The organism is Streptomyces sp. NPDC002328, assembly GCF_042890065.1.
GTDB lineage: Bacteria > Actinomycetota > Actinomycetes > Streptomycetales > Streptomycetaceae > Streptomyces.
In genome coordinates, this window is sequence record NZ_JBIARQ010000022.1 from 38,220 (window position 1) to 60,406 (window position 22,187).

At 72.6% G+C, this 22,187-nt stretch carries 20 protein-coding genes and 1 pseudogene; 12 read left to right on the forward strand and 9 right to left on the reverse strand.

From position 1 onward, the window contains the following. Window positions 1–136: 136 nt before the first annotated feature. From ACFYX4_RS35460 to ACFYX4_RS35475, 4 genes are all read right to left on the reverse strand, one after another. The gene (locus ACFYX4_RS35460; RefSeq protein ID WP_389342495.1) at window positions 137–1,042 is read right to left on the reverse strand and encodes an amino acid ABC transporter permease; all 906 of its coding nucleotides are present in this window, start codon (window positions 1,040–1,042) and stop codon (window positions 137–139) included. Beyond that, window positions 1,039–1,707 carry an amino acid ABC transporter permease gene (locus ACFYX4_RS35465; RefSeq protein ID WP_389342498.1) on the reverse strand — a complete coding sequence of 223 codons (669 nt, stop codon included), beginning with the start codon at window positions 1,705–1,707 and terminating at the stop codon, window positions 1,039–1,041. Before ACFYX4_RS35465 ends, ACFYX4_RS35460 begins: the two co-directional genes overlap by 4 nt. Window positions 1,708–1,839: 132 nt before the next feature. After that, window positions 1,840–2,676 carry a glutamate ABC transporter substrate-binding protein gene (locus ACFYX4_RS35470; RefSeq protein WP_389342502.1) on the reverse strand — a complete coding sequence of 279 codons (837 nt, stop codon included), beginning with the start codon at window positions 2,674–2,676 and terminating at the stop codon, window positions 1,840–1,842. Between the two features lie 109 nt (window positions 2,677–2,785). Beyond that, on the reverse strand, window positions 2,786–3,562 hold the full coding sequence (locus ACFYX4_RS35475) for an amino acid ABC transporter ATP-binding protein (protein WP_389342505.1): 777 nt from the start codon (window positions 3,560–3,562) through the stop codon (window positions 2,786–2,788). Window positions 3,563–3,888: 326 nt separating this feature from the next. Here ACFYX4_RS35475 and ACFYX4_RS35480 point away from each other — a divergent pair, with 326 nt between their 5' ends. Beyond that, the gene (locus ACFYX4_RS35480) at window positions 3,889–4,575 is read left to right on the forward strand and encodes a response regulator transcription factor (RefSeq protein WP_389342508.1); all 687 of its coding nucleotides are present in this window, start codon (window positions 3,889–3,891) and stop codon (window positions 4,573–4,575) included. Window positions 4,576–4,586: 11 nt separating this feature from the next. After that, window positions 4,587–5,990 carry an ATP-binding protein gene (locus tag ACFYX4_RS35485; protein WP_389342511.1) on the forward strand — a complete coding sequence of 468 codons (1,404 nt, stop codon included), beginning with the start codon at window positions 4,587–4,589 and terminating at the stop codon, window positions 5,988–5,990. 21 nt (window positions 5,991–6,011) lie between these two features. Here the strand turns inward: ACFYX4_RS35485 and ACFYX4_RS35490 are convergent, their stop codons facing one another. Then, entirely contained in the window at window positions 6,012–7,010 is a 999-nt protein-coding gene (locus ACFYX4_RS35490) for a TAXI family TRAP transporter solute-binding subunit (RefSeq protein WP_389342514.1), read from the reverse strand. A 140-nt stretch (window positions 7,011–7,150) separates the two neighbouring features. On the opposite strand from ACFYX4_RS35490, the gene ACFYX4_RS35495 reads away from it, so the two are divergent. Continuing rightward, window positions 7,151–7,558 (forward strand): MazG nucleotide pyrophosphohydrolase domain-containing protein, encoded by a 408-nt coding sequence (locus ACFYX4_RS35495; RefSeq protein WP_389342517.1) that lies wholly within the window; start codon window positions 7,151–7,153, stop codon window positions 7,556–7,558. Between the two features lie 86 nt (window positions 7,559–7,644). On the opposite strand, the gene ACFYX4_RS35500 is transcribed toward ACFYX4_RS35495, so the two are convergent. Together ACFYX4_RS35500 and ACFYX4_RS35505 are read right to left on the reverse strand one after the other, a co-directional pair. After that, window positions 7,645–8,874, reverse strand: a complete 1,230-nt coding sequence (locus ACFYX4_RS35500) for a cation:proton antiporter (RefSeq protein ID WP_389342520.1) — start codon at window positions 8,872–8,874, stop codon at window positions 7,645–7,647. Window positions 8,875–8,878: 4 nt separating this feature from the next. Beyond that, window positions 8,879–9,364: a cation:proton antiporter regulatory subunit gene (locus ACFYX4_RS35505; protein ID WP_389342523.1), complete on the reverse strand. Its 486-nt coding sequence runs from the start codon at window positions 9,362–9,364 to the stop codon at window positions 8,879–8,881. Between the two features lie 142 nt (window positions 9,365–9,506). Here ACFYX4_RS35505 and ACFYX4_RS35510 point away from each other — a divergent pair. The 6 genes and pseudogenes from ACFYX4_RS35510 to ACFYX4_RS35535 form a co-directional block, all read left to right on the forward strand. Continuing rightward, window positions 9,507–10,529, forward strand: a pseudogene (locus ACFYX4_RS35510) (sensor histidine kinase); the annotation flags it as partial. Between the two features lie 230 nt (window positions 10,530–10,759). Beyond that, complete coding sequence (locus tag ACFYX4_RS35515; RefSeq protein WP_389342526.1) at window positions 10,760–11,455, forward strand: response regulator; 696 nt, start codon at window positions 10,760–10,762, stop codon at window positions 11,453–11,455. 142 nt (window positions 11,456–11,597) lie between these two features. After that, on the forward strand, window positions 11,598–13,784 hold the full coding sequence (locus tag ACFYX4_RS35520; protein WP_389342529.1) for a protein kinase: 2,187 nt from the start codon (window positions 11,598–11,600) through the stop codon (window positions 13,782–13,784). 97 nt (window positions 13,785–13,881) lie between these two features. Further along, window positions 13,882–16,113, forward strand: a complete 2,232-nt coding sequence (locus tag ACFYX4_RS35525; protein WP_389342532.1) for a protein kinase — start codon at window positions 13,882–13,884, stop codon at window positions 16,111–16,113. 98 nt (window positions 16,114–16,211) lie between these two features. Then, a complete protein-coding gene (gene miaB, locus ACFYX4_RS35530; protein WP_389342535.1) occupies window positions 16,212–17,732 on the forward strand; it encodes a tRNA (N6-isopentenyl adenosine(37)-C2)-methylthiotransferase MiaB in 1,521 nt (506 codons plus the stop codon). A 2-nt stretch (window positions 17,733–17,734) separates the two neighbouring features. Then, window positions 17,735–18,451 (forward strand): class III extradiol dioxygenase subunit B-like domain-containing protein, encoded by a 717-nt coding sequence (locus ACFYX4_RS35535; RefSeq protein WP_389342538.1) that lies wholly within the window; start codon window positions 17,735–17,737, stop codon window positions 18,449–18,451. 97 nt (window positions 18,452–18,548) lie between these two features. Here the strand turns inward: ACFYX4_RS35535 and ACFYX4_RS35540 are convergent, their stop codons facing one another. Continuing rightward, a complete protein-coding gene (locus tag ACFYX4_RS35540; RefSeq protein ID WP_389342541.1) occupies window positions 18,549–18,818 on the reverse strand; it encodes an antitoxin in 270 nt (89 codons plus the stop codon). Between the two features lie 24 nt (window positions 18,819–18,842). Further along, complete coding sequence (locus ACFYX4_RS35545; RefSeq protein ID WP_389342544.1) at window positions 18,843–19,205, reverse strand: hypothetical protein; 363 nt, start codon at window positions 19,203–19,205, stop codon at window positions 18,843–18,845. A 182-nt stretch (window positions 19,206–19,387) separates the two neighbouring features. Between ACFYX4_RS35545 and miaA the strand changes: the two genes are divergently transcribed. From miaA to dapF, 3 genes are all read left to right on the forward strand, one after another. Next, window positions 19,388–20,326 (forward strand): tRNA (adenosine(37)-N6)-dimethylallyltransferase MiaA, encoded by a 939-nt coding sequence (miaA, locus tag ACFYX4_RS35550; RefSeq protein ID WP_389342547.1) that lies wholly within the window; start codon window positions 19,388–19,390, stop codon window positions 20,324–20,326. 108 nt (window positions 20,327–20,434) lie between these two features. Further along, entirely contained in the window at window positions 20,435–20,959 is a 525-nt protein-coding gene (locus tag ACFYX4_RS35555; protein ID WP_389342659.1) for a hypothetical protein, read from the forward strand. Between the two features lie 82 nt (window positions 20,960–21,041). After that, a complete protein-coding gene (gene dapF / locus ACFYX4_RS35560) occupies window positions 21,042–21,911 on the forward strand; it encodes a diaminopimelate epimerase (protein ID WP_389342550.1) in 870 nt (289 codons plus the stop codon). The last annotated feature ends 276 nt before the right edge of the window (window positions 21,912–22,187 follow it).

A 22,187-nucleotide genomic window follows, 5' to 3' on the forward strand; every position in this document is an offset into this window, starting at 1 on the left:
GTAAGTGAACAAGAGGTAGGAGCAGGGTGCACGATCACAGAACGTATGCAACCTATTGCCGGTTCCCGCGTCAAGCGACGGAGGCAGTGGCGCGCACGCCACTGCCTCCGTACAGGTCACACCGTGTGAGCCGGCGTCAGATCGCGCCGCCCGCGCCCGTCCCCATGGAGCCGGGGATCGCGGCCGGGTTGTCCTCGACGTCGTCCGGCGCCAGCACCGCGCCCGTGCCGCGCTTGCTGCGCCGCAGTCGTCCCTCCAGCCACGAGGCGAAGGAGGTCAGGAGGAAGTTCAGCACGATGAAGATGATCGCGACCACGATGAAGCTGGGGACCACGTTGGCGTAGTTGGCGGCCAGCGTGCTGCGCGCGTTGAGCAGCTCGGTGAAGCCGAGCATCACGCCGCCCAGCGCGGTGTCCTTCACGATGACCACCAGCTGGCTGACGATGGCCGGCAGCATCGCGGTGACGGCCTGCGGCAGCAGGATGCTGGTCATCGTCTGGCCCTTGCGCAGACCGATCGCGTACGCGGCCTCCGTCTGGCCCCGGGGCAGGGCGAGGATGCCGGCCCGGACGACCTCGGCGAGCACCGAGGCGTTGTAGAGCACCAGGCCGGTGACGACCGCGTAGAGCGGTCGGTCCTCGCTGCTGACGTCCGTGGAGCGGACGTAGAACTCGTAGGCGAACAGCATCAGCAACAGCACCGGGATGGCGCGGAAGAACTCGACCACCGCACCGGCCGGGACGCTCACCCAGCGGTGGTCGGACATCCGGGAGATGCCGAGGAAGGCGCCCAGCGGGAGGGCGATGACCATGGCCAGCGCCGCGGCCTTCAGGGTGTCGCCGAGGCCCGGCAGCAGGTAGGTGGTCCATGCCTCGGAGGTGGTGAACGGCTCCCACAGGGCCCATTCGAGCTGCTGCTTGTCGTCCATCTTCTGCCAGACCCACCACAGGCCCAGCGCGAGGAGGACGACGAAGAGGACCGAGAGGAGGATGTTGCGCTGTTTGGCCCGGGGGCCGGGGGAGTCGTACAGGACGGAACTCATCGCTTCACCGCCAGTCGCTTGCCGAGCCAGCCGAGCAGCAGGCCGGTGGGAAGGGTCAGGACCACGAAACCGAAGGCGAAGACCGCGCCGATGGCCACCGTCTGGGCCTCGTTCTCGATCATTTCCTTCATCAGGTAGGCCGCTTCGGCCACGCTGATCGCGGCGGCCACGGTGGTGTTCTTGGTCAGGGCGATCAGGACGTTGGCGAGCGGCCCGATAACCGCGCGGAACGCCTGCGGCAGCACGATGAGCAGCAGCGTCTGGCTGAAGCCCAGCCCGATCGCGCGCGCCGCCTCGGCCTGGCCGAGGGGCACGGTGTTGATGCCGGAGCGGATCGCCTCACAGACGAAGGCCGCGGTGTAGGCGACCAGACCGAGCACCGCGAGCCGGAAGCCCTGGAGCGCGAAGTCGTCGGACGCGCCCATCGTCATACCGAAGATGTCGGCGAGGCCGAGCGAGGTGAAGACGATGATGACCGTCAGAGGGATGTTCCGGACGATGTGGACGTAGGCGGTGCCGAATCCGCGCATCAGCGGCACGGGGCTGACGCGCATCGCGGCCAGCAGGGTGCCCCAGACCAGGGAGCCGACGGCGGAGAAGACGGTCAGTTTGATCGTCATCCAGAACGCCGCGAGGACGTCGTAGCCTTCAAGAAAGTCGAACACGATCTCCCGCGCTTCCGGGTGTGTGGCGTACGTGGAGGGCGTGACGGGCCGCCCGCCGTGATCGCGACGGCGGGCGGCCCGCCCGCGGAACCCCACGTCGGGCGCGGGATTCCAGTGGCGGCGGGTGCCGGGTTACTTGACGATCACGCCGATCTTCGGAGCCGGCTCGTTCTTGTAGTTGGCCGGGCCGAAGTTCGCGTCGACCGCCTTCTTCCAGGAGCCGTCGCTGACCATCTTCTCCAGCGCGGTGTTGATCTTGTCGACGGTGGCCTTGTCGCCCTTCTTGACGCCGATGCCGTAGTTCTCGTTGCTGAGCTGCTCGCCCACCAGTTTGAACTTGCCCTTGTACTTGTCCTGCGCGGCGTAGCCCGCGAGGATCGAGTCGTCGGTGGTCACCGCGTCGACCGCGCCGCTCTGGAGGGCGGCGATGCACTCGGAGTAGCCGGAGTTCGTCCGCAGGTTGGCCTTGGGGGCGATCTTGTCCCGGAGGTTCGTCGCCGAGGTCGAGCCGGCCACCGAACACAGGTTCTTGCCGTTGAGGTCCGCACCCTTGGCGATCGTGGAGTCGGCCTTGACGAGCAGGTCCTGGTGGGCCAGCAGGTACGGGCCGGCGAAGTCGACCTTGGCCTTGCGCTTGTCGTTGATCGAGTACGAGGCCACGATGAACTTCACGTCGCCGCGGGCGAGCGCGTTCTCACGGTCGGCGCTCTTGGTCTCGACGAACTCGATCTGGTTCGGCTCGTAGCCGAGCTCTTTCGCCACGTAGGTGGCCACGTCGATGTCGAAGCCGGAGAAGGAACCGTCCGGCTCCTTCAGGCCGATGCCGGGCTGGTCGTACTTGATGCCGACCTTGACCTTGTCGCCGCCGGAGCCGCTGCCCGAGTCCTTGTCGTCGCCGCCGCACGCGGTGGCGCTCAGGGCGAGGGCGAGAACGGCGGCCGAGGCGGCGGTGACCTTGCGAAGCTTCATGGTGAACTTCCTTTGGATGATGCCTTCGAGTGGATGAAGGAATGCGGGCCGTCGAGGCCGTCGAAAGGCGGTTGGCGCGGACCGGGACGCGGTCGTCGCCGGGGCGTCGTCAGTGGTGCAGGATCTTCGACAGGAAGTCCTTGGCACGGTCGCTGCGCGGGTTGCTGAAGAACTGGTCGGGCGTGGCCTCTTCGACGATCCGGCCGTCCGCCATGAACACCACACGGTTCGCTGCCGATCGCGCGAAACCCATCTCATGGGTGACGACGATCATGGTCATGCCGTCCCGGGCGAGCTGCTGCATGACCTCCAGCACCTCGTTGATCATCTCCGGGTCGAGCGCCGAGGTCGGCTCGTCGAAGAGCATCACCTTCGGGTTCATGGCCAGGGCCCGCGCGATGGCGACGCGCTGCTGCTGGCCGCCGGAGAGCTGGGCGGGGTACTTGTCGGCCTGGGTGCCCACGCCGACCCGGTCGAGGAGCTCGCGGGCCCTCTCCTCGGCCTTGCTCTTGTCCGTCTTGCGGACCTTGATCTGGCCCAGCATCACGTTCTGCAACACGGTCTTGTGCGCGAACAGGTTGAACGACTGGAAGACCATGCCGACGTCGGCGCGCAGCCGGGCCAGCTCCTTGCCCTCCTGGGGCAGCGGCTTCCCGTCGATCGTGATCGTCCCCGCGTCGATCGTCTCCAGGCGGTTGATGGTGCGGCACAGGGTGGACTTCCCGGACCCGGAGGGTCCGATGACCACGACGACCTCTCCGCGCTCGATCGTGAGATCGATGTCCTGGAGAACGTGCAACGCGCCGAAGTGCTTGTTGACGCTCTTCAGGACGACCAGTTCGCCGGGCGCGGCCGCGTCTTCCTTGGCCACCGATACTTCGGTCATCGCTCTAAGGCTCCGTCCTCCTCGGTTTCGGAGGACAGTAGTAACCACCCACGACCAGCGTCATTACATCTGAGGGGAATCTGAGCATCACGATCCGATAGCAATCGGACACGTGTCGTAGCACTTGTGACCTGGGCGCGTATCGGGCGGATAACTAAAGCCCCACGCAACCGGAACCCACTTGACGGCGTCCTCGTCCATCAGCGTGACTGCCATCGTGCACACGCGTGTGAGACGCCCCTTCGGGCGCGCCGGAACCGTACGCCTTGTTCGTACGACTTTCTACAGAATCAGATCGTACGCCCGATGAACCGAAGGAGGCCGGGATGAGACTGCTGCTCGTCGAGGACGACAACCATGTCGCAGCCGCCCTGTCGGCGGTCCTCAAGCGGCACGGGTTCGACGTCACCCACGCGCGCAGCGGTGAAGAGGCGCTCCAGGCGCTCGTCCCGGAAGGCCCCGGCTTCGGGGTCGTCCTGCTCGACCTGGGCCTGCCCGACCAGGACGGCTACGAGGTCTGCGGCAAGATCCGCAAGCGCACCGCCACCCCGGTGATCATGGTGACCGCCCGCTCCGACGTGCGCTCCCGCATCCACGGCCTCAACCTGGGCGCCGACGACTACGTGGTCAAGCCGTACGACACCGGCGAGCTGCTCGCCCGTATCCACGCCGTCAGCCGGCGCACCGTCCACGAGGACCCGGCCGCCGTCGGCGAGAACGAACTGCGCCTCGGCTCCGTCCACATCGAGCTGCCCACCCGACGCGTCACCGTCGACGGTTCGGTGATCCAGCTGACCCGCAAGGAGTTCGACCTGCTCGCGCTGCTCGCCCAGCGCCCCGGCGTCGTCTTCCGCCGGGAGCAGATCATCAGCGAGGTGTGGCGCACCAGCTGGGAGGGGACCGGGCGCACCCTTGAGGTGCACGTCGCCTCACTGCGCGCCAAGCTGCGCATGCCCGCGCTGATCGAGACCGTACGCGGCGTCGGGTACCGGCTCGTCGCCCCGGCTGCCTGACGGGGACGGTTTTGCGGACACGTCTTCTCCCGCTGCTCATCGTCCTGATGGCGGCAGTGCTCCTCGCGCTCGGCGTGCCGCTGGCCGTCAGCGGGGCCCGGGCCGAGCAACAGGACGTGGTCGTCGACCGCATCGACGACACGGCCCGTTTCGCCGCCCTCGCCCAGTTCGTCACCGCGCCGACGGCCGTCGCGCCCACGTCGAACGACGAACGGCGCGAGACGCTCATCCGCGAGCTGGCGAGCTACTACGACGTCTACGGCATTCGTGCCGGCGTCTTCTACGGCACCGACGCCCCCATGGCTCATGCGCCGAGGGACTGGTACCTCCCCGAAACGGGCGAGGTGCGCGACGCCTTCGAGGAGGCGCTGCTCAGCCGGCGCAGCCACGACCCCAAGCAGGTGTGGCCCTGGCAGCGCAACCGGCTCGTGGTCGCCTCACCGGTCATCCGGGACGGCGACGTCGTCGCAGTCGTCGTCACCGACTCGCCCACCGGTGCGATGCGCTCGCGGATCCTGCACGGCTGGCTCGTCGTCGGCGCGGGCGAGATCGCCGCGATGCTCCTCGCCATCGGCGCCGCCCTGCGGCTGACCGGCTGGGTGCTCCGGCCCGTGCGCGTCCTGGACGCCACCACCCACGACATCGCCACCGGCCGGCTGAAGTCCCGGGTCGCGGTCGCCAGCGGTCCGCCGGAACTGCGGCGGCTGGCCCGGTCGTTCAACGAGATGGCGGACAACGTCGAGGACGTCCTGGAACAGCAGCGCGCCTTCGTCGCCGACGCCTCGCACCAGTTGCGCAACCCGCTCGCGGCGCTGCTGCTGCGCATCGAACTGCTGGCCTACGAACTCCCCGAGGGCAACGAGGAGATCGCCTCCGTCCAGAACGAGGGCAAGCGCCTCGCCCAGGTCCTGGACGACCTGCTCGACCTGGCCCTGGCCGAGCACACCGAGGCCGACCTCAGGGTCACCGACATCGGCGCGCTCACCGCGGAGCGCGTCGCGGCCTGGGCGCCGACCGCCGAGGCCAAGGGCGTCCGCCTGGTCGGGGACTGCCCGGCCACCACCGCCTGGGCCGACCCGGTCACGCTGTCCAGCGCCCTGGACGCCGTGATCGACAACGCGGTGAAGTTCACGCCGGAGGGCGAGAGCGTCGAGGTCACGGTCGCCTGCGACGGCGGCGTCACGACCGTCGTCGTCACCGACAACGGCCCCGGACTGACCGACGAGGAACTCACGCGCGTGGGCGACCGTTTCTGGCGCAGCGGACGCCACCAGAACATCAAGGGCTCCGGTCTGGGCCTGTCCATCTCCCGCACGCTGCTCGCGGCCGGCGGCGGCTCCCTCACCTACGACCACCACGAGCCCAGCGGCCTCAGGGTGACCGTGTCGGTGCCGAGGTCACGGCCCCTGACGTGAGGGCCGCGGGCGGCACCGCCGCTACGGCTTGACCGACTGGTAGTAGCGCTTGGCGCCCTCGTGCAGGGGCAGCGGATCGGTGTAGATCGCCGTGCGCAGGTCGACCAGCTGCGCGGAGTGGACGTGCCGGCCGATGCCGTCCCGGCTCTTGATCACGGTCCGGGTGAGCCACTCGGTGAGCCTCGGGTCCACGTCCGTGCGGGTCATCAGCAGGTTGGACACCGCGATCGTCGGCACGGTCGCGCCGTTCTGGATGGTCGGGTAGGCCGACTCGGGCATGTTCGTGGCCCGGTAGTAGCCGGTGGCGTCGTCCTGCTCGTGCATCTTCGCCACCAGCTCCGGGCCGATCGGCACGAACCGGAACGTGAACCGGTTGGCGAGGTCCTGGAGCCCGGCCGTCGGCACCCCGCCGGACCAGAAGAACGCGTCGATCCCGCCCCGTCGCAGCTGCTCCGGACCGGTGTCGATGCCCTGGGACACGGCCTCGATGTCCTTCGCGGGATCCAGGCCCGCCGCTTGCAGCACGCGCTCCGCTATGAGCCGGACACCCGACCGGGGCAGCCCCGTCGCGACCGTCTTCCCCCTGAGGTCCGCGACGGAGCGGACGTCGGAGTCGCGCGGCACGACGAGCTGCACGTAGTCGTCGTAGAGCCGGGCGACACCGCGCAGCCGGGCGGTCGCGTCGGCGTGCTGCGCCTCGTACGTCTCCACGGCGTCGGCGGCGGCGATGGCGAAGTCGGCCTGGCCCGTCGCCACGCGCGCGACGTTCTCCTGCGAACCGTTGCTGGCGGCCAGCTCCACGTCCAGGTCGGGCATGTCCTCGGCGAGCTCGTTGCGCAGCCGGCTGCCGTACTCGTAGTAGACGCCGCTCGTGGTGCCCGTGCTGAGGGTGATGCTCCCGCTCGGCGGCTCCTCGCCCAGCGGCACCAGCCACCACAGCAGCAGCCCGAGCACGACGACGCCGACGGCCGAGCCCCACAGGGCCTGGCGCCTGCCGACACGGGGGAACACCTTGGACATGCGCGCGATCCTGCCAGGTGGGGGCGGCGGGGGCCAGGGCGAGGGTCACAGGGGCGGGCCGGGCGGCCGGCTGAGGGACAGCGGGGGCGGTGCGGGCAGGGGCCGGCCCGGGTGTCAGTGGTCGTCGTTACAGTCGGTGCATGAGTTCCTCGCCCGCCGACCTGGTCCGTCAGTTCCACCTCGCCTTCGGCCTCGACGCCCGCAGCACGCCGACCCAGGTGCCGCCGCGGCTCGCCGAGCACCGCGGCGAGCTGCTCGCCGAGGAGGCCGCCGAGGTGGCCGAGGTGGGGGTGAGCGGCCCGCTGGACCGGCTCGCGCACGAACTGGCCGACGTCGTCTACGTCGCCTACGGCACCGCCCTGGTGCACGGCATCGACCTCGACGCGGTGATAGCCGAGATCCACCGCTCCAACATGACCAAGCTGGGGCCCGACGGACAGGTCGCCCGCCGGGCCGACGGCAAGGTCCTCAAGGGGGAGCACTACGAGGCCCCGGACGTGACGGCGGTGCTGCGCCGCCAGGGGTGGACGCCGGACGGCGCGGCCTGATCACAGCCTGCGGGGGCTGGGGCTGGGGCTCCGGCTGGGCTGGGCCGGTGCGGGTGAGTCTCTGAAGCCCCCCGCCGGCCCCGCCCTCAGTCGCCCACCGGCGTCTCCTTGCGCAGCTCGGGCGCCTGCTCCGGAGCGCTCGGGCCGGCCTCGCCGCGTCGCCGCCGCGTCCACCACAGGGCCAGCGGTTCCGTGTAGCGGGCGGTGAGGGGGCCGACGACGACGAGGATCAGGACGTACGCCGTCGCCAGCGGGCCGAGGGACGGCTCGATGCCGGCCGTGACCGCCAGCCCGGCGATGACGATCGAGAACTCCCCGCGGGCCACGAGCGCACCGCCCGCGCGCCAGCGTCCCTTCACCGAGATCCCGGCCCGCCGGGCCGCCCAGTAGCCGGTGGCGATCTTCGTCGCGGCGGTGACGACGGCCAGCGCGAGCGCGGGCAGCAGCACCGGAGGGATGCTCGCCGGATCGGTGTGCAGGCCGAAGAAGACGAAGAAGACCGCGGCGAACAGGTCCCGCAACGGGCTCAGCAGGGTGTGCGCCCCCTCGGCGACCTCCCCGGACAACGCGATGCCCACCAGGAACGCGCCGACCGCCGCCGACACCTGGAGCTGCTGCGCGACACCGGCGACCAGGATCGTCAGCCCCAGCACGACCAGCAGCAGCTTCTCGGGGTCGTCGCTGGACACGAAGCGGGAGATGACCCGCCCGTAGCGCACCGCCACGAACAGCACGAGGCCCGCGACGCCCAGCGCGATCGCGAGGGTCACGCTGCCGGCCGCGAGGGAGACCCCGGCCACCAGCGCGGTGACGATCGGCAGGTAGACCGCCATCGCCAGGTCCTCCAGCACCAGGACGCTGAGGATCACCGGTGTCTCCCGGTTGCCGACGCGGCCCAGATCGCCCAGCACCTTGGCGATCACGCCGGACGACGAGATCCAGGTGACGCCCGCCAGCACCACCGCCGCGACCGGACCCCAGCCCAGCAGCAGCGCGGCGGCCGCACCCGGCAGGGCATTCAGGGCGCAGTCCACGAGCCCGGACGGGTAGTGGGCCTTGAGGTTGGAGACCAGGTCGCTCGCCGTGTACTCCAGGCCGAGCATCAACAGCAGCAGGATGACGCCGATCTCGGCGCCGATGGCCACGAACTCCTCGCTCGCGCCGAGCGGCAGCAGCCCGCCCTCGCCGAAGGCAAGACCGGCCAGCAGATACAGCGGGATCGGCGAGAACTGGAACCGGGCGGCGAACCGGCCGAGCAGGCCGAGGCCCAGGATGATGGAACCGAACTCGATCAGCAGAACAGCGGAAGAGTGCACCCTCTCACTCCCCGCCGAGTATCGCCGCGGCCGCGTCCACGCCCTCACGCGTGCCGATCACGATGAGGGTGTCACCGCCCGAGAGGCGGAAGTCGGGCGCCGGCGACGGGATCGCCTCGGCCCGCCGCAGCACCGCCACGATCGACGCGCCGGTCTCCGTGCGCATCCGGGTGTCGCCCAGCAGCCGCCCGTTCCAGCGCGAGGCGGCGGCCACCTCGACCCGCTCGGCGACCAGTCCCAGGTCGGTGGTGTAGAGCAGGTTCGCGCTGTGGTGGGACGGCATCAGCGCGTCGATCAGCGAGCCCGCCTCGGCGACGGTCAGCCGCAGGGACTGGGCACAGGAGTCCGGGTCGTCGGCGCGGTACACGCTCACCGTCCGGGCGCCGTCGCGGTGCGCCACCACGGACAGATGGCGTTGCTCCCGCGTCACGAGGTCGTACTGGACGCCGATGCCCGGCAGCGGGGTCGTCCGCAGGCGTGGAGCAGACACGTTTCTCTTCTCCTTGGCTTTGTCGATTCTGGCGGTCTGGTGGTTCGGCGTTCTGGCGTTCTGGTGGATCGGCGGTCGCGGGGGACCGTCGATCAAGGGTGCGCGGAGCCGCCATGCTGCCATCCCGCCGTACGGTGGCGACATGGGTGTCGTCACGGATGGACAGCGTCGGCGGCGGGCGGAGAGGCTGGTCACGGCGGTGCTACGGGTACCCGCCGGGAGAGGAGCAGTCCCGCACGTGTCGCTGTTCTGGCGGATCTTCGCCCTCAACGCCGTCGGCCTCGTCGTGGCCGCCGCGATGCTGCTGGGCCCGGTCACCGTCTCCACGCCCGTTCTGCCGGCCGAGGCGCTGGTCGTCGTGGGCGGCCTGGCCGCGCTGCTGGCCGTCAACGCGGTGGTGCTGCACGTCGGGCTGGCCCCGCTCGGACGTCTCGGCCGGGCGATGGCCGACGCGGATCTGCTGCACCCCGGGCCCCGGACCGTGGTCTCGGGCCCGGTGGAGGCGGCCGAGCTGATCGCCACCTACAACGCGATGCTCGACCGGCTGCGGGCCGAGCGGGCCGCGAGCGCCGGCCGGGCCCTCTCCGCGCAGGAGCGCGAACGCCACCGCATCGCCCGCGAGCTGCACGACGAGGTGGGCCAGACCCTGACCGCCGTGCTGCTCCAGCTCAAGCGCGTCGCCGACCGGGCCCCGCAGGATCTGCGCGAGGAGGTGGGCCAGGCGCAGGAGGCCACGCGCGCCGGACTCGACGAGATCCGCCGTATCGCCCGCCGGCTGCGCCCCGGCGTCCTGGAGGAGCTCGGCCTGGTCAGCGGGCTGCGGTCGCTCGCGGCCGAGTTCACCGCCCACGGGCTCACCGTGCGCCCCGACCTCCGGCCCGGCCTGCCCCCGCTGACCGAGGAGACCGAACTGGTGCTCTACCGCGTCGCCCAGGAGGCCCTCACCAACACGGCCCGCCACTCCGGGGCCGACCGCGCGGAGCTCCGGCTGCGCCCGGTCGCGGACGGCGTCGAACTCCTCGTCCGGGACAACGGCGCCGGCATGGCCCCGGCGTCGGGCGAGGGCGCCGGCATCCGGGGCATGCGCGAACGCGCCTTGCTGATCGGAGCGGACCTCGCGGTGGGCTCGGGCCCGGAAGGGGGAACAGAGGTGCGACTGCTGGTCCGGACGACGTCGGCAGAGGACGCCGGCCCGGCCGACGGAAGCGACGCAGAGGCCCACGTCGAGACCCATGCCCACGCGGAGACCCACGCGCGCGGGGGCGACGCCGCCGAGGGACCGCATGCCGGCACCCAGCTTTCCGACACCCCGCGTTCCGGCTCCCCCAGGGACACCCCCCGCTCCCGCCCCTCCGACCCCCCGTCCGCCCCCGCCGTCACCCCCGGAGACCCCTGATGACCGACGAGAAGCCCCCGCAGGACGCCCGGTCCGGCCGTGTCGTCCGGGTTCTTCTTGCCGACGACCACACCCTCGTCCGCCGCGGCGTGCGGCTCATCCTGGACGGTGAACCCGATCTGACGGTCGTCGCCGAGGCCGGGGACGGGGCGGAGGCCGTCGAGCGGGCCCGGGAGGGAGACATCGACCTCGCCGTCCTCGACGTGGCCATGCCCCGGACGACCGGCCTCCAGGCGGCCCGCGAACTGTCCCGCCGCCTTCCCGGCCTGCGCATCCTGATCCTCACCATGTACGACAACGAGCAGTACTTCTTCGAGGCGCTCAAGGCCGGGGCCGGCGGCTATGTGCTGAAGTCCGTCGCCGACCGCGACCTCGTCGAGGCGTGCCGGGCGGTGATGCGCGACGAGCCGTTCATCTACCCGGGCGCGGAACGGGCGCTCGTCCGCTCCTACCTGGACCGGCTGCACCGCGGCGACGGCGTCGACGGCCTCCCCGAGCGGCCCATCACCGAACGCGAGGAGGAGATCCTCAAGCTCGTCGCCGAGGGGCACACCTCCAAGGAGATCGGCGCGCTCCTCTTCATCAGCGCCAAAACGGTCGAACGGCACCGCGCCAACCTGCTCCAGAAACTCGGCATGCGCGACCGCCTGGAACTCGCCCGCTACGCCATCCGCGCCGGCCTCATCGACCCCTGAGCGCACCGCGGTCCGGGGCGCGGGGCGGATTCCCGGGAACCTCTGGCGGCGTGCGGGCGTCGCATGCACCATCGGCGCGCTGGGGCGTACAGGCCGCGCTGGGTCGTACAGGCCGCGCTGGGGCGTACAGGCAGGGGGTCCGATGGGCCGGTTCGAGTTCGGGGAGTACCGGACGCTCGCGCTGCTCGGGGCGGGCGGCATGGGCCGTGCGTATCTGGCCCGCTCGGCGTCGGGGCGGCTCGTCGTGGTCAAGGTGATGCACGCGCACCTCGCCACCGAGCCGCTGTTCCGGGAGCGGCTGCGGCGTGAGGTGCGGGCGGCGCGCGCCGTGACCGGCCCGTTCACCGCGGCCGTGCTCGACGCGCGGACGCGGGCCCCGCAGCCGTGGCTGGCCGTCGAGTACTGCGCGGGCCCCACCCTGTCGGAGGCCGTGGCCGGGTGCGGGCCGCCGGCGGCCGGCGATCTCGCCTCGCTCGGCGCCGCCCTCGCCGAGGCGCTCACCGCGATCCACGCGGCGGGCCTCGCGCACCGCGACCTGAAGCCGGCCAATGTCCTGGTCACCGCCCAGGGACCGCGTGTCATCGACTTCGGTATCGCGAAGGTGCTCGCTGACGCACCCGCCTCCGGACCGTCGCAGGAGGCGCTGACGGGGAGCGGGGAGATGCTCGGCTCCACCGGCTTCATGGCGCCCGAGCAGATCACGTACGCCACCGAACCCACGGCCTCCTGCGACGTGTTCGCGCTCGGGGCGCTGCTCGCGCTGGCGGCGACGGGCCGCAACCCCCACGGCGGGGGCACGGCCCCGCAGATCGTGTACCGCACGCTGCACGAGGAACCGGACCTCGCCGGCGTGCCGGACGCGGAGTGGGCGGCCTTCCTGAGCCGCTGTCTGGCGAAGGCGCCGGGTGCGCGTCCCGCCGCGACGGAGGTCCTTCACTGGTGTGCCGCCCGCGCGGCCGAACGGCCGTGGTGGGAGCGGCCGGAGGTGACCGCCCTGATCGACGCCCACGAGGAGGCGGTCGCGCGCCGGATCGCCGCGGCGGCCGACGCCGACGAGGAGGGCGCCACCCGCGTCGGCCCACCGCCGGCCCCCGCGGGCCCGTCGCGCAGACGCGTCCTCGCATGGGCGGGGGCCGGCGTCACGACCGCCGTGTCGGTGCCGACGGCGATCGCCCTCCTGGGGGACGAGCCCGCCGCGGGGCGGCGACAGCCGGTCACCTCGTCCTGGCGCACCGGCGCCCCGCTGTGGACCCGCGAGGTGGGCGCCCTCGAATACGGCGGCACGCTGACCCTGACGGCCGACGCCCTGTACGTGTGCTTCGACGGCGCGGCCCGCCGACTCGACCCGGGCACCGGCGCCGTGGCCTGGGAGTTCGCTGACGCGTCCGCCGTCCTGCCCTACGGCGACAGGGTGTACGTCACTCACCACCGTGAGGGCGGCCCGTCCCCCGTGATCGTGGCGCTCGACGCGGCCCACGGCGCGGAGCGGTGGCGCACGGACGCCCTGGAGTCGAACCCGCACCGCCCCTACGGTTTCGGCTCGCCCGACGCCGGCTCGACGCTGCTCGCCGTCACGCCCCGCACGTTGTGCCTGGTCACGTTCGCCGAGTACGACTCGTCGTGGGCGCGGCGCACGAACCGGGGCCGGCGCTGGCGGGCGTACGGCTTCGACCTGCCGACGGGCGCCCCGCTGTGGTTCCGGACCGGTGCGGAGCCGCACGTGACGGCGCTGAACGCGGCTGGCGGCCGGTTCGCCCTGGCCTCGGCGGCCGAGACCCCCGGCCCCCTGTACGTGCTCCGCGAGCGCTCGGGCGCGGAGGAGTCCAGCATCCCCGACGGCTCGGCCATGCCCGAGGTGCACCCGGGGGCGCGGGGAACCCGCTACTACGCGACGGGGACGTCCGTGCGCCGGGTGGACCTGGCCACGGGGAAGACGGCGTGGACACGGCCCTTGGCGGACGCGAGGGTCACACCGCTGGACGGCGGTGAACTCGTCGTCGTCGCCGCCACGGCCGACGGCCTGGGCGCGCTGGACGCGGCCGACGGCGACCGGCGCTGGTGGCGCGACGACGTCCGCGCGCTCACCACCACCGACGGTCGCCCCCTGGCGGACGGCGACGTGGTCTACACGGCGGGCCCTCGCCCGGGCGTCTCCGCCACATCTTCGGGCACCTCCGCGTGGGGCGTCCACGCTCTGGCGGCCGCCACGGGCGGGCTGCGCTGGGCCGTCCCGGTCGACGGGCTGACCACCCTGGCGTACGGGGCGGCGGGCGGCGGCCTGATCCATGTCTGCACCGACACGACACTGCGGACGTTCCGCGGGCCGTGAGCCACGCCGGTCCGCGCGAGCAGGCACGACGGCAGGAGCACCCGCCCACAGACGACCACTCCCGACGGCGAGGGAAAGGCTCACAGGAGGCCCGCGCATGACCACCGCCCTTCTCCCCGAGGACCCCAGACGGCTGGGCCGGCACCACCTGATCGCCCGGCTCGGCGCCGGCGGCATGGGCCAGGTCTACCTCGCCCGCTCGCCGGGCGGCCGTCTCACCGCCGTCAAGACGATCCACGAGCACCTGGCCGCGGACCCGCACTACAGGGAACGGTTCCGCCGCGAGGCGACCGCCGCCCGCCGGGTCACCGGCGTCTACACGGCCGCCGTCCTGGACGCCGACCCCGACGCCCGGCTCCCCTGGCTGGCCACCGCCTTCCTGCCCGGAGTGACCCTGAGCCGCGCCGTCGCGGCGACCGGCCCGCTGCCCGCACCGGCCGTGTGCGCCCTCGCCGCCGCCCTCGCCGAGGCGTTGCGCGACATCCACGCGGCCGGCCTCGTCCACCGCGACCTGAAGCCGTCGAACATCCTGCTCACCCGGGACGGCCCCCGCGTCATCGACTTCGGCGTCGCCCGCGCCCAGGACGACCGGGCCCTGACGGAGACCGGCGGGATGATCGGCACCCCCGGGTACATGTCCCCGGAGCAGATCCTCGACGGCCCGGCGGTGACCGCGGCGACGGACGTCTTCGCGCTGGGCGTGGTGCTCGCGTTCGCGGCGACGGGAGAGAACGCCTTCGGGGCGGCCCCCGTGCCCGCGCTGCTCTACCGGATCGTCCACGAAGAGCCCGAACTCGACGACGTACCCGTGGAACTGGGCTTGAAGGACCTGATCGCGGCCTGTCTCGACAAGTCCCCCGGCAACCGACCCGATGCCGCCGCGGTGCTCCAACGTGTCGTCACGCCCGCCCCGTCGGCCTGGTGGCGTGACGAACCGCTGCGTTCCCTGCTGGCCGACGCCGAGCCGACGCCGCACCCCGGCCCGGAACCGAGGCCCGCCCCCACCGTTTCGCTGCCGAGCCCGGCCCCCTCCCGGCGGGCCGAGTGGCCCCGACGTGCCGCCCTCGCGGCCGGCGGCGCCGCCCTCGCCGGCCTGTTCGGCTACGCGGTGGCGCGGGGCGGCACCGACGGCCAGGACGACGATCCGGACGCCTGGAAGGTGACCGCGGGAACGGCCGCCACCGGCGCGATCCGCTGGCGGCTGAGCGCCGGCGAAGGCCGCGTGGACGCCCTGCTCGCCACGCCGGCCGGGCTCGTCCTGCACGGGCTCGAAGGAACCGTCACCAGTCACGGTTCGACCCAGCTGCGCACCGCGTCGTCGGGGCGTCTGAGCTGGGCGGCCGAGACCTCCGCGGACGTCCCGGACGACTGGGGCGTCACCGACGACGGGCTGCTCCTCGCGGGCGGCATCCGCCTCGCCCCCACCGCCACCGGCACGGGCAAGCCCCTCTCCGGGGCGGCCGCCATGCCCGGGCCCACCCAGCGGTGGTACGCGCTCGCCGGCGCCGTCATGGTCGTCAGCGACACGGACGTGCTGCGCGCCGTCTCGCTCACCTCCGGAACCGAACTGTGGCGTCGCGAGCAGCGCACCGAATGGCGTCGTCCCGCCGTCGTCGGCCAAGCGCTCCTGCTCACCGAAGAACTCGCCCGTCCGACCTGCGTGGACGCGACGACCGGCGAAGAGCTGTGGTCCTACCGGGAGTTGGGCCGAGGAGACACGGTGACGGCCGTGGGCGCACTGCCGCCGGACCGGTTCGCGCTGCTCACCGAGAAGGGCGTGCTGCACATCGTCGCCGCCCGCAGCGGAGCACGGACGGTCGCCCGCGCCCTCAAGACCGATATCGCCCGCGGGGCCACGGCCCTCGCCCGCACCGGCGCCGTCGGCCTCCTCCTGACCGGCTCCACCCTGCACGGCTTCGGCCTCGACGACGCCCGCCTGATCTGGAGCACGCCCGCGCTCGGCCTCGACGCCTGCTGGCCCCTGCGCCCCGGCGGCGTCCGCGTTCCCGTCGTCGCGGGCGGGCTGCTGCCGCACTGGAAGGACGGCCGTACGCTCACCGCTCTCGATCCGCGCACCGGCCGGTCCCGCGGCCCGGCACGGCGGTTCGAGGGCGCCGGCCCCGCCCAGTGCCCACCCGCCGTCGCACCGGACGGCACCACGGTGTACGCGGCAGCCGGCCGCGCTTGCGCGGCACTGCGGACGACCGCGAAGGGCCTGACCACGACCCACACCCGCACGGCCCCCGCCCCCGTGACCGCCCTCACCGCCGACGCCCTCGGCTGGTACGCCTGCGCGGGCCGCGAGACCGTGATGGCGGTCAACGGATGACCCTCCTGGGCTGCCATCTCATGTGGTCGGGGCGGGCGGCGGCGGGCGCGGGGACCGCCGTGGAGGGGGCGCTCCCGGCGCGCCCTTACTCTTGAGGCATGACCAGCAGCAGTGACCGGAGCCAGGCAGAGGGCGTGAAGACCTACGAAGTCCGCACCTACGGGTGCCAGATGAACGTCCACGACTCCGAACGGCTGTCCGGGCTGCTCGAGGACGCCGGATACGTGCGCGCCCCCCAGGGATCGGACGGGGACGCGGACGTCGTCGTCTTCAACACCTGCGCGGTCCGCGAGAACGCCGACAACCGCCTGTACGGCAACCTCGGCCGGCTCGCGCCGAAGAAGGCCTCCCGGCCCGGCATGCAGATCGCGGTCGGCGGCTGCCTCGCCCAGAAGGACCGCGACACCATCGTCAAGAAGGCGCCCTGGGTGGACGTCGTCTTCGGCACGCACAACATCGGCAAGCTGCCGGTCCTGCTGGAACGCGCACGCGTGCAGGAGGAGGCGCAGGTCGAGATCGCCGAGTCGCTCGAGGCGTTCCCGTCGACCCTGCCGACCCGCCGCGAGAGCGCGTACGCGGCCTGGGTCTCCATCTCCGTCGGCTGCAACAACACCTGCACCTTCTGCATCGTCCCGGCGCTGCGCGGCAAGGAGAAGGACCGTCGCCCCGGCGACATCCTCGCCGAGGTGGAGGCGCTGGTCGCCGAGGGCGTCTCCGAGATCACGCTGCTCGGCCAGAACGTCAACGCCTACGGCTCCGACATCGGCGACCGCGAGGCCTTCAGCAAGCTGCTGCGCGCCTGCGGGAACGTCGAGGGCCTGGAGCGCGTGCGCTTCACCTCGCCGCACCCCCGCGACTTCACGGACGACGTGATCGCGGCCATGGCCGAGACGCCGAACGTGATGCCGCAGCTGCACATGCCCCTCCAGTCCGGCTCGGACACCGTCCTTAAGGCGATGCGCCGCTCGTACCGGCAGGAGCGCTACCTCGGGATCATCGAGAAGGTGCGCGCCGCCATCCCGCACGCCGCGATCACCACCGACATCATCGTGGGCTTCCCCGGCGAGACCGAGGAGGACTTCGAGCAGACGATGCACGTCGTGCGCGAGGCCCGCTTCTCGCAGGCGTTCACCTTCCAGTACTCCAAGCGCCCCGGCACCCCCGCGGCCACCATGGACGGGCAGATCCCCAAGGAGGTCGTCCAGGCGCGCTACGAGCGGCTCGTGGCTCTCCAGGAGGACATCTCCTGGTCGGAGAACAAGAACCAGGTCGGCCGGACGCTGGAGCTGATGGTCGCCGAGGGCGAGGGCCGCAAGGACGGCGCCACCCACCGCCTCTCCGGCCGCGCCCCCGACAACCGCCTGGTCCACTTCACCAAGCCCGAGCGGGAGGTGCGCCCAGGCGACGTGGTGACCGTCGAGATCACCTACGCCGCCCCGCACCACCTCCTCGCCGAGGGCGCGGTCCTGGACGTGCGCCGCACGCGCGCGGGCGACGCCTGGGAGAAGCGCAACGCCGAAAAGGCCGCCAAGGCCGCCGGCGTCATGCTCGGCCTGCCCAGGATCGGCGTCCCCGCGCCGCTCCCGGCGGCCACGGGCAGCGGCTGCGGCTGCGACTGATCATGCTGGTCGCCGCCGCCGTCTGCCCCTGCCCGCCGCTGCTCGTGCCCGAGGTCGCCGCGGGCGCCGCACCCGAGCTGGACGCCGCGCGCGCCGCCTGCGCCGACGCGCTGGGCGTGCTCGCCGCGGCCCGGCCGGACCGCCTCGTGGTCGTCGGCCCCGCCGACGAACCCGGAGGCGGACCGCACCCCGAGGGCGCGCACGGCTCCTTCCGCGGGTTCGGCGTGGATCTCTCGGTGCGGCTGGGACGCGGCGGCGCCGACGCCGCCTCCGGCCGCGAGCTGCCGCCCTCCCTCGCCGTCGCCGCCTGGCTGCTGGAGCGCGCCGAGTGGCCGGACATCCCGGTCGAGGGACTCGGCGTGGGCGAGCCGCTCGCCGCCGAGCGCTGCGTCGACGTCGGCAGGGAGATCGGCGCGCGGGCGGGACGGGTCGCGCTGCTGGTCATGGGCGACGGCAGCGCCTGCCGGACGGTGAAGGCGCCGGGGTACCTCGACGAGCGGGCGGCGCCCTTCGACGCGGCGGTCGCCCGAGCGCTCGGCTCGGCCGACGTCGAGGCCCTCTTGGCGCTCGACGCACGCCTGGCGCGCGAGCTGAAGGCCTCCGGCCGGGCTCCCTGGCAGGTGCTCGCGGGCGCGGCGGAGTCCGTCGGCCTGACGGGCACGCCGCTGTACGAGGACGCGCCGTACGGCGTGGGCTACGTGGTCGCGGCCTGGTCGTAGGGGCAGCGGGAGTTCTCGGTCCGGGAACGGCGGACGGCCGCGAGCGTGTGTGCTGCGCGGCCGTCCGCCGTTCGTGCTGTTGCTGCCGAAGCGCTGGTCAGGAGGTCGGCGGGGGCGCGGTCGGCGGCGTGAACCGGTCGCCGCCCGCCCCGGGCTCGTCCTTGTGCGCGAGCCGCTCCATGGCGCCCTTCGCCTTGCCGGTGCCCGTGTGGATCCTGTCGCTGTACTTGCCCTTGGTCCGCTCGTCGACGATCTTCGCGGCCTTGTCGATCCCGTGCTGGACCTTGTCCTCGTGCCGCTGCGCGAGGTGCGAGACCTTGCCCTTGGCCGGGCCGAGCTTGGACTTCAAGTTGTTCAGAAGACCCATGGGTCACCTTCCCTGCCGGGGCCGTTACGTGCGGGCGTTCTCGTCGGCCTCACGCTCGGCGGTGTCCTCGACGGACTGCTGCCGGGGGATCCCGACACCGCCGTCGGCGTCGGCCGCGTCGGTCGCCCGCGCGGTCCCGGACCCGGCGGGCTCGCCGGCCCGAGCCGCGTGATCCGCTCGATCCGCCTGGTCCGCCTGGTCCGCCCGGTCCACGTCCGCCTGATCCGTCTCGGCGACCGTGTCCGCCTCGACGGCGGCCTGCCCGGCCTCCGCGACGGTCACCGCCGTCACCGTCTCCTCCGTCACCGTCTCCTCGACGACCGCGCCCTCCCCGGCCGTCTCCTCAGAGGTCTTCGACTTCCCGAAAAACCATGACAGAACGCCCATATCCACTCCATACGGTACTCGTGCGGGCGACATCCCGCGTTGCCCGGTGCGTCCGATCGCGCCGCCGGGGTGCGCCGCACCGCGAACGGGCGACGGGAATCTCGCAACGGGCAACGACCCCGGACCGTCCCCGTCACCTAACTCGTTCGAGGGCAGGGCGCGAGGTTTGGGAGACTGTCACGGTGAGCAGCGCACTCCCCACCCCCCGCGTCATCGCGGTCGTCGGCCCCACCGCGGCCGGAAAGTCCGATCTGGGCGTCTTCCTCGCCCAGCAGCTCGGCGGCGAGGTCGTCAACGCCGACTCCATGCAGCTCTACCGCGGGATGGACATCGGCACCGCCAAGCTGACGCCCGAGGAACGCGACGGGGTCACGCACCACCTCCTGGACATCTGGGACGTCACGGTCACCGCCTCCGTCGCCGAGTACCAGCGGCTGGCCCGCGCCCGGATCGACGCGCTGCTCGCCGAGGGCCGCTGGCCGATCCTGGTCGGCGGCTCGGGGCTCTACATCCGCGGCGCCGTCGACAACCTGGAGTTCCCCGGCACCGACCCCGAGGTCCGCGCCCGGCTGGAGGAGGAGCTCACGCTGCGCGGCTCCGGCGCGCTGCACGCCCGTCTCGCCGCCGCCGACCCCGAGGCCGCGCAGGCGATCCTGCCGAGCAACGGCCGCCGTATCGTGCGCGCCCTCGAAGTGATCGAGATCACCGGCAAGCCGTTCACGGCCAATCTGCCCGGCCACGATTCCGTCTACGACACCGTCCAGATCGGCGTCGACGTCGCCCGTCCCGAACTCGACGAGCGCATCGCCCGCCGCGTCGACCGCATGTGGGACGCGGGACTCGTGGACGAGGTGAGCGCGCTGGAGGCGCACGGCCTGCGCCAGGGGCGTACGGCGTCGCGTGCGCTCGGCTATCAGCAGGTCCTGGCGGCGCTGGCCGGTGAGTGCACGCTGGACGAGGCGCGCGTCGAGACCGTCCGCGCCACCAAGCGCTTCGCGCGCCGTCAGGATTCGTGGTTCAGGCGCGACCCGCGGGTGCACTGGTTGAGTGGGGCGGTCGCGGACCGCTCGGAACTTCCGCAGCTCGCGTTGACGTTGCTCGAACGACCGGTCACAGCCTGATCACGTCATGGCATCGGGACGCTCAGGCCGTCATCCGGGCCTCCGACAGCGTGCCATCATCGAGCTTCGATCGACCAAGTGGAGTCCGAGTTGGGAGGGCGCGTGGCGATGGAGGCCGGCCCTCGCGACACCGCACAAGGCACCGAGCACCTCACCACCGAGCGGGTGGAACCGGAGCCGGAGGAAGTACGTCTGAGCCCCGACGGGCCGGACGACGCCGGGAGCGGTGTGGACGACACCCAGGACGGCGTGACCGACGACGGTCCCGAGCCTGAAGAGATGTTCGCGGGCGGCCCCGAGGTCGAGGTCGAGCTGCGCCCGCAGCGTCGCCTGCGGATCTGGCAGCTCGCCCCGATCGTGGCCCTGGCCGCCACCGGCTCCCTGATGTTCGCGTTCCCCCTCGCCTTCGACTTCGGCGACAGCGGGGCCGTGATCGCCATGCTGGGGCTGCTGATCTGCTTCTGCGCGGCCGGCTGGGGGATGACGGCCGCACGCCGCGTCGGTTACACGTGGCCCGGACTCCCTGCGCGCGGCTCCGGCCGCCGCCCCGACTGGCGCGTCGTCCTCGGGTACGTCGTCCTGGTCGCCGCCGTGGTGGTGCTGGCGGTCTGGCGCGTGGCCCGCCTGCGCTGACCCCCGCGCGCTGTCCCTCGCCCGCGAGCGCGCTGATCCCGGTGTCCGGAGTCCTGTCGTACCCACCCCGTACGATCGAGGAATGAGCACGCGGATCGCCTTCCTCAAGGGGCACGGGACCGAGAACGACTTCGTGATCGTCCCGGACCCCGAGAACGCCATCGACCTCCCCCCGGCCGCCGTCGCCGCCCTGTGCGACCGCCGCGCGGGCATCGGCGGGGACGGGCTGCTGCACGTCGTGCGCTCCGCCGCCCACCCCGAGGCGAAGGACATGGCGGCCGAGGCGGAGTGGTTCATGGACTACCGCAACGGCGACGGCTCGGTCGCCGAGATGTGCGGCAACGGCGTCCGCGTCTTCGCGCGCTACCTCCAGCACGCCGGGCTCGTCCCCGAGGGCGACCTCGCCGTCGCCACGCGCGGGGGCGTGAAGACCGTGCACATCGCCAAGGACGGTGACGTCACCGTCGGCATGGGCGAGGCCCGTCTCCCCGAGGGGGACGTCACCGTGAGCGTCGGCGAGCGCAGCTGGCCCGCACGGAACGTGAACATGGGCAACCCGCACGCCGTGGCGTTCGTCGACGACCTCGCGCACGCGGGCGACCTGCTCTCCCCGCCGCCCTTCAGCCCCGCCGCCGCCTACCCGGACGGGGTGAACGTCGAGTTCGTCGTCGACCGCGGCCCGCGGCACGTCGCGCTGCGCGTGCACGAGCGCGGCTCCGGCGAGACCCGGTCGTGCGGCACGGGCGCGTGCGCCGTCGCCGTGGCGACCGCGCGCAGGGACGGCGCCGACCCGGCCGTGACCGGCGCCCCCGTCACCTACACCGTGGACGTCCCCGGCGGACGCCTGCTGATCACCGAGAATCCGGACGGCGGGATCGAGATGACCGGACCCGCGGTCATCGTCGCCGAGGGCGAGATCGATCCCGAGTGGCTGGAAAACGCCGCCCGTTGAGCCGCCCGCGGGCTTGGCATCGCAGGCCGTGAAGCCCGGCGGCGCACATGAACGCCGCCGGGAACGCCACACGGAGTTGGAATGCACGACAAGCCCAAAGTCGGTTGGCGCAAACGGTAAACCTCAAAAGCGTCGCTCGAATGGGTGATCCGTTTCACGCTCGGCGAGAGGCGGCCAGTTGGGCGTGATGGGCTCGGTAGCATCAAGCACCGGCCCGGACGGGGGCGATGCCAGCCCCCTGAGCCGTGTCCGCCCTGGGGCACTCCGTCCGCCGGT

What these genes read in the sequence shown, in the direction of transcription:
- ACFYX4_RS35495 (WP_389342517.1), top strand. Translation starts at nt 7,151, where the DNA reads ATGAGTTCCTCGCCCGCCGACCTGGTCCGTCAGTTCCACCTCGCCTTC.
- ACFYX4_RS35460 (WP_389342495.1), bottom strand. Translation starts at nt 1,042, where the DNA reads ATGAGTTCCGTCCTGTACGACTCCCCCGGCCCCCGGGCCAAACAGCGC.
- ACFYX4_RS35535 (WP_389342538.1), top strand. Translation starts at nt 17,735, where the DNA reads ATGCTGGTCGCCGCCGCCGTCTGCCCCTGCCCGCCGCTGCTCGTGCCC.
- ACFYX4_RS35525 (WP_389342532.1), top strand. Translation starts at nt 13,882, where the DNA reads ATGACCACCGCCCTTCTCCCCGAGGACCCCAGACGGCTGGGCCGGCAC.
- ACFYX4_RS35520 (WP_389342529.1), top strand. Translation starts at nt 11,598, where the DNA reads ATGGGCCGGTTCGAGTTCGGGGAGTACCGGACGCTCGCGCTGCTCGGG.
- dapF (WP_389342550.1), top strand. Translation starts at nt 21,042, where the DNA reads ATGAGCACGCGGATCGCCTTCCTCAAGGGGCACGGGACCGAGAACGAC.
- ACFYX4_RS35480 (WP_389342508.1), top strand. Translation starts at nt 3,889, where the DNA reads ATGAGACTGCTGCTCGTCGAGGACGACAACCATGTCGCAGCCGCCCTG.
- miaB (WP_389342535.1), top strand. Translation starts at nt 16,212, where the DNA reads ATGACCAGCAGCAGTGACCGGAGCCAGGCAGAGGGCGTGAAGACCTAC.
- ACFYX4_RS35545 (WP_389342544.1), bottom strand. Translation starts at nt 19,205, where the DNA reads ATGGGCGTTCTGTCATGGTTTTTCGGGAAGTCGAAGACCTCTGAGGAG.
- ACFYX4_RS35490 (WP_389342514.1), bottom strand. Translation starts at nt 7,010, where the DNA reads ATGTCCAAGGTGTTCCCCCGTGTCGGCAGGCGCCAGGCCCTGTGGGGC.
- ACFYX4_RS35475 (WP_389342505.1), bottom strand. Translation starts at nt 3,562, where the DNA reads ATGACCGAAGTATCGGTGGCCAAGGAAGACGCGGCCGCGCCCGGCGAA.
- ACFYX4_RS35470 (WP_389342502.1), bottom strand. Translation starts at nt 2,676, where the DNA reads ATGAAGCTTCGCAAGGTCACCGCCGCCTCGGCCGCCGTTCTCGCCCTC.
- ACFYX4_RS35555 (WP_389342659.1), top strand. Translation starts at nt 20,435, where the DNA reads ATGGAGGCCGGCCCTCGCGACACCGCACAAGGCACCGAGCACCTCACC.
- ACFYX4_RS35515 (WP_389342526.1), top strand. Translation starts at nt 10,760, where the DNA reads ATGACCGACGAGAAGCCCCCGCAGGACGCCCGGTCCGGCCGTGTCGTC.
- ACFYX4_RS35540 (WP_389342541.1), bottom strand. Translation starts at nt 18,818, where the DNA reads ATGGGTCTTCTGAACAACTTGAAGTCCAAGCTCGGCCCGGCCAAGGGC.